1 protein-coding gene is annotated in these 5571 nt (G+C 45.4%); it reads left to right on the top strand.

Annotation, left to right across the window (positions count from 1 at the left end):
• Window positions 1-5571: thrombospondin type 3 repeat-containing protein (locus ACTRWI_RS21705; RefSeq protein ID WP_499133789.1), on the top strand; the 5571-nt coding region annotated here is incomplete at both ends.

Below are 5571 nucleotides of genomic sequence, written 5' to 3'. Positions count from 1 at the left end.
AGTGAACTGGCTAATCAAGCGGTAACGTCATTGACAGCGCTTGAAAATACCATCGCCAGCGTGAACAGCATCGCCACAGCATTTATTGACCTACAAAACACCCCCAATGCGAATATCACGATTACGCAAATCCAAACCTTGTTACCAAGTCAATTCCTTGCACCGAGTTTGATCGATGAATATCAAACTGCGCTGGCTAATAACACTTGGACGACACCAGATGAAGCGCAAGCCTTGATTGTGGCTGTCAATAATGACAATGCGGTCGATACCGACGGTGATGGTATCTTCGATGGTGTTGAGTTAGCGCAATTTACTGACCCGAATGATGCGAATCATCCAATTTATCTGGGTAATCAAGATACTGATGGTGACCAAGTGCTCAATGCACTGGATGCCGATTTAGATGGCGATGGTACAATGGATGAAAACGAACTCTATGTCACTCTTAATTCTGGGGTACTCGCAGGTAATGTTGATGGTCTACCTATTTCTTATATTACAAGCAGTACTGATGGTTGTCCTGCCAGTGCTTCCCCAAGCCAAACGGTGGGTAACATTGCTTTGGTTTATCATGATGCTGGCTACGGCTGTAGTTTTGCCAGCACCGGTTACAGTGCTACGCAATATACTGTTAACGAAGGGATCAGTTATCAGTTCAATACCGCGTTACCTTTGTATCAAATCGGTCCACATCAATTGGCACCAACGGGATTCCGTTTAAATGAAACCTACCCAATGCTGCGTTTGCCGCGTGATGTGAAGTACGACATTTATGAAGTGACTTTAAATGGTAGTGATTGGGTCGCGACTAAATTACAAACCATTGAGGCCGAGGATATTCCCGATGACAACTGGTTATTCATCAATCGAGACGTGAGTGAGCGCACTACGGCGTTGAACCTCATGGCAGTGCCAGAAGATTTGGACATCTACGGTGAGCTGATTTCTAACTTTAGCTTGGTGCAACTGAATAATGATGACACCCGTTTATCTTTCTTTACTCGCATCAACTTTGATGCTTGGCGCTACCGTCTAGATGGTGGTGAATGGATAACTGCTATAGATCCAAGCGTGGTTTTAACAGGATTAAGCTTAGGTCAACACACGGTAGAAATGGAAATCATTGATGCCGATAGTAATCCAGTAACGGCGATCGATCCGCAAACCACAACAGCGGAAATCTACTCAGTAGAGAACCTTACACAAGATAACCGTTTATCTTTTGATTACACCAATCATTTCACCGGTAGCGAATACCAAGCCGTTGCCATGTTGCCAGGCTCGGGTTTAACAGGTCCTAGCGCAACAGTGACACCAAATTTTTGGGAAACCTTCGAGCTCGACACCCGTTTCACGGTAGAGGTGAAAGATGCCTCGGGCAATGCTTATCCAGTGATGTTGAGAGGGCATCGTATATACAATCAACTTCAAACAGCGATGCACTATGTCACCACCCCAGGTGAGCCATCGCCGAGTTTTGATACAGTTAATTATTTCCACATTTCGCTAGACAGCAGTAGTTTCAGCGCCTTGCCGACTGGGGTTCAATATCATGGTGGCGTAGTGAAATTGCGTTATGTCACCTCAGCGCAAGAAGAGCTGGGTATTTATCAGTTTAGTATTGATTTCACCTTACCTTACAGTGATTTTGATAGTGATGGTATTGAGGACGGTATAGACCTCGATCTGGACGGCGATGGTGTGCAAGATACCGTTGATGTTAACAGCTACAGCGTGACATCCGATACTGATGGCGATGGCATGGGAGATGGCTTTGAAACCACCTATGGTTTAGACCCATTAACCGCTGGCGATGAAAGTGGCGATTTGGATGGTGATGGTTTCACCAATTTGGTGGAATACCAAGACGGCTCTAATCCGACGGACAACACTAGTTTTGATACCGATCATGACGGCATTCTTGATCCCGACGATGCCGAGCCTACGGTGTGGAACAACCTAGCTACCGGTGAACGTTTGGGCGTTACCGCTGTGTCTGCAAGCCATGAACGTACGGAATACACCTCGCCAGTGCTTCGCATCATTACTGAAGCATATAGTCGTAGCGAAGATATGTATGTGCCTTATGAAGATTATGCCGCTAGTTTAAATTCTCACTCGTCTAACTATATGCCTAAAGTGGCGTACTCTGCAGTGAGCAATGGCACTAAAGACGGTGTGGTATGGCAAGATCAAACCAATATGGCAGTCTACTACAGCGAATTTAATATCGATGGCACGCATAATCGGACAATCACTTTACCGAATGCATCGGCTGAGAACCTTTTGTCAGCAACAAGTAATGGTAGTGGCGATATTGTGTATGGTTTAGCAGCCACTGGCGGCGCTTCAGACAGAGTCACCCCAACTACAGCCCGTTTGGTCCGTTATAATTTAAACAGCCAAACAACCATCGTTGAAAAAGAGCTTAATACTAGTCCTAGCGGTGAAGGGGCGTTAAATTTTTGGAAAGTAGGTAATTACCCAAGCAAGTTAGCCTGGTCGGGAGACCGTATTGGTCTTAATCTCTTGCGTACTTATACCCAGACGCCGAGCGATGGCCTTAATCATCAAGGCGGCGGCGCTTACGTATATGATGCTAACACGCTTAATTTCGTTAAATCATGGGGGCAAATTTCGGGACACCAATTTGGTGGAACGCTAATGGTGGATGGTCAAGGCAACTTTATCTCTACCGTTCTTGGAGATGCTTATCCACGTGGCATTAATATCCTCCAATGGAATGACAGTACGCGATATATTCAAAATTTACTCCGTATAAAAACCTTGCATGGTCGCTCGCCAAACAATCCTGCGGGGGTGACGTTTGATGAGTATACGGAAATATCGACGCCGACCACGACCTTCTATAAATGGTCGAATGATAATCGTACTTATTCTGAGCTAGCTGGTGTGGTTGAAATGGATGATCGATTCCTAAGCTTCATGACTAGTGAGCGCGGGCTTCGCAATGATGAAACCGGTCAAGCGCACAACAAATCTCGTAATATCGCGGTTGTGGCAACCGGTAAAGACCTCAGTGAGAATGAATACTTGAGCTTCGGCGAGTACGAAACGACGGCGTTTTACGATTTTGGGGGAGCTTATCGTCAAGAGATCAACCGTAATGTAGTGTGGCTAACAGACTTTACCGATATTCAAGACAACATTAGTCGCTTGAAACCCTTGAAACTTGCCGATAATGTCATCTTACTCTTGATGGAATTCCACACCTACGATGGTTATGACTACAGTGCCTACATGATGGTCAACAAAGAATTGCAAGTGCTAGTGCCACTCACTCGTATGCGTCAAAACATCATATTCGGTCGCTCGCATGAACCGCGGGTTGAAAATGGCACCGCCTATGGTTATAGCAGTGCGAATGGCACGTTACAGCGTTTTACCATTACTCTCAATGGTGATCCGACTATCGACACCGACAATGATGGCTATGGTGACTACTATGAACAATTGCTTGGTAGCGATACCAACGATCCTAATTCGCCGCTCGCTAATGGTGATTTAGATACTGACAGTGACGGTATTCCAAATCACATGGACTACGACGATGATGCCGATGGTGTCTCGGATATGGACGATAGTAATCCGCTCAATGCGAATACGGACTACGATGGCGATGGCCTACCTGATGGTTATGAAACACAAGCTGGTCTTAATCCTTATGATAACAGTGATGGCATGATCGATAGCGATAGCGATGGTTTACGCGATGCTCTTGAATTGGCTTGGAATCTTAACCCGCTAGACAGCAGTGATGGCGCAAATATTGACAGTGATGGCGATAGTTTCTCTAACCTTACTGAAATAGGCGCAAATACCGATCCATTAGATCCCAATGCTTATGATGGCGATTTAGATGGTGTACACGGAATCTATGATGTGGATGATACAGACCCATTATCTGATAGTGACGGTGATTCCATTGCCGATATTGTCGAAACCCAAAACGGGCTCAATCCACTTGATGCCACCGATGTTGATTTCAGCATTGACAGTGACAATGACAGCATGGCGGACATCTGGGAAACCATCTTTGGCTTAAATGTTGGGGTCGATGATAGTTTTGATGATTTGGATGGTGACGGTATCAATAACATCACGGAGCTAAATAACGGTAATGCAGCCGATGATCCAAACGACCCTGTCTATTTGGGTAATCTCGATACGGATAACGATGGCATTGTAAATGGTATTGATACCGACTTAGATGGCGATGGCGTTGAAGACAATATTCAATCCGCGTTCCCCATGCTGTCTAGTTCAGTATTGAGTGGTATTGTCGGCACTGTCATTAATGACATTTGTAACGTTGGACCAAGCGAAGATGACAAACATGAAATGATTTATCTGGTTCAATCCAATCCTGATGGCAACAATAATAACAATTGTTATAGAAACGAAAGTTATGCTGACACGAACTTTACGGTGGCGACCACAGTAAATCCTAGTTTTGGTGCATTGCCACACTACCGAATTTCACCGCCAGCAAACAGTGCCAGTGCGTTTTTTATTAACCCAACCAAAATGTTCATCAAGGTAGCGCCATCGAATTACACCTTGTATCAACTGGTCAGCGTAAATAGCAGTTGGGCTTACAGCAAAGTTATGGACATTGCAGGTACGGACTTTAATCCAAATGGTTTTGTCTTTATTGACCGTAAGTTTAATGAAATTACTAACGATGTTTACCTTGTGATGGTGCCAGTGGGCACCGACATGTCAGGCGTCACAGTCGATACATCAGGCACTTACAACACGCTAGGCGCTGGCAGTACAAATAATGGCGGGTCCACAGGCAGCTCAAGTGATACCGTCTTAAATCTCGATGATCCTGCTTCGGGTACCTATGTTCGCGATGGCGTACTTGAGGTTGGTACTATTACCTTGCCTGGTGATATTACTGTTCGTCCAAATGATGTCGCCGCAAACTGGCCAAGTAGTCAATCAGCGAGTAGCTGTAGCGGGCCGGATAACAGCGAATATGCGCACACCTTGTATCTTGCCGTGGGTGCCGACTTTAAATCGACCGATTACGGCTGTTATCCTGACACATCTTGGGCTAACCATGACTTTGATGTGACCGTCTTCCTTGCGAATATAGCGGGAGAGGGCGTTTATCCGATGTATGACATCTCCGCTCCTTCGGCTACAGCCAGCTCAAGCTATGATAATAAGACCTATATCTATTTACAATTGGCGAGCGATGAGGCGCATACCTTGTATGAGGTCGACAGCAATTACGGTTTGACCAGCGTTATTGAGATGGAAAACGTCAACACCAATGAATTGACTTTCTTCTTCCATCCTGTGAGTGACCACACGACGACTAAACGTTACCTTGCTCTACCAAGCCGTATTGATGCCACAACCTTTGTTGAATTACTCAGCAATGATGGCATGGAAAATGACAGTTTGGCGATAGATCATGTCGCCTTGTTCGTTACTATCGTTGATGACATCAATACACTCATTGCCAGTAACCAAACGGTGAGTGAGTCAGTTCTCGTTAATAGCGGAGAATTCACTGGCATCTTGACGGCGAAT

It is taken from the genome of Pseudoalteromonas sp. G5_S1_14_S5 (assembly GCF_054968605.1).
The sequence above is the reverse complement of the archived record's forward strand: the minus strand, read 5'-3'. Positions and strand labels throughout refer to the sequence as shown.